This is a genomic window from Roseomonas rosulenta, assembly GCF_016106005.1.
GTDB classification, from domain to species: domain Bacteria; phylum Pseudomonadota; class Alphaproteobacteria; order Acetobacterales; family Acetobacteraceae; genus Neoroseomonas; species Neoroseomonas rosulenta.
In genome coordinates, this window is sequence record NZ_JACADR010000582.1 from 1 (window position 1) to 966 (window position 966).

Annotated in this window: 1 protein-coding gene; it reads left to right on the forward strand. The window is 74.3% G+C overall.

Annotated elements, in window-relative coordinates; genetic code table 11:
- Positions 1–228 precede the first annotated feature (228 nt).
- Positions 229–966 (forward strand): DNA polymerase IV (locus HW578_RS27010; RefSeq protein WP_198373777.1); only part of this gene is annotated, 738 nt, incomplete at its 3' end.

Below are 966 nucleotides of genomic sequence, written 5' to 3' on the forward strand. Positions count from 1 at the left end.
GGATCGACGCCAACCTGCCGGCCGAGACGCGCGAGCGCATGGCGTCGGGCCGCACGCCCACCAAGGCGATGCAGGTGGATTGGCAGAAGCGCCTCTATGCGCAGGGCTGGGCGGTGCCGCACTGGCCAGTGGCGATGCCCTTCGCGGTCCGCCGCCGCGCCGCGGCGGCGTGACCCACGGCGTGGATTTCGGCTTCGGCGCCGCCGCCCGAACGGCTATGCCTGCGCCATGCCTGCGCTTTGCCGCGACTGCCTCCATCGGGCGGAGGCCGCCTTTGCGCGCTGCCCGTCCTGCGGATCGCGCCGCGTGGTCGCGCATGCGCGGCTGTTTGCACTGTCGGTCGCGCATGTGGATTGCGATGCCTTCTACGCCAGCGTGGAGAAGCGCGACCGGCCGGAGCTTCTGACCCGCCCGGTCATCGTCGGCGGGGGGAAGCGCGGCGTGGTGGCGGCCTGCTGCTACATCGCGCGCACGCGCGGCGTGCGCTCCGCCATGCCGATGTTCAAGGCGCTCGCGGCCTGCCCCGATGCGGTGGTGATCAGGCCCGACATGGCGAAGTACGTGAAGGAAGGCCGGCGCATCCGCGCGATGATGGAGGCGCTGACCCCGCTGGTGCAGCCGCTGTCGATCGACGAGGCGGTGCTCGACCTGTTGGGCACCGAGGCGCTGCACGGCGCGCCCCCGGCGGCCGTGCTGGCGCGCTTCGCCGCGGCGGTGGAACGCGAGGTCGGCGTGACCGTCTCGATCGGCCTCGCGGCCAACCGGCTGATGGCAAAGCTGGCGGCGGAACGCGACAAGCCGCGCGGCTTCGCGGTGATCGGCGCGGAGGAAGCGGCGGCCTGGCTCGCGCCGCAGCCGGTCACGCTGCTGCCGGGCGTGGGGCCCGCCATGGCGAAGCGCCTGGCGGCGGCGGGCTTCGCCACGCTCGGGCAGCTCGGGGCGCTGGCCGCGCGTGAGGCCGCGCTG